General features: G+C 68.4%; 1 pseudogene. It reads right to left on the bottom strand.

Annotated elements, in window-relative coordinates:
• Positions 1-52 precede the first annotated feature (52 nt).
• A pseudogene (locus AC0L3X_RS47525) lies at positions 53-310 on the bottom strand (hypothetical protein); the annotation flags it as partial.

Raw genomic sequence — 310 nt, 5'->3', positions numbered from 1 at the left:
AGCTTGCGCGCGGCCGCATCCGGGTCTGCATAGGGTCGTTCTGCGGTGTGCTTCATCGTCGTGTCCCATTGGCCGCCGCGGCGGTGATGTGTGCGCGGTGAGGGTAGCTCTCCGCCGTTTTCCAGCTGTCGAACGTGGTGCCGCAGACGCAGCGCATCAGTGTGCTCCGGATCTCGCTGTCGAGCTTCTCGCCCCGCGCCCGCTTGGCCGCAACCTCGGCCCGCCAGTCGCGATCTTGGCGCCATTCGGCGAAGGCGGTGTCTGGGATGGTGAGCCGCAGCTCGGACCACGCGGCCTCGAAAGCCTCGCG

The organism is Bradyrhizobium sp. MI1.7 (assembly GCF_055811795.1).
Note: the sequence above shows the minus strand (reverse complement) of the source record. Positions and strands in the feature narration are given on the sequence as shown.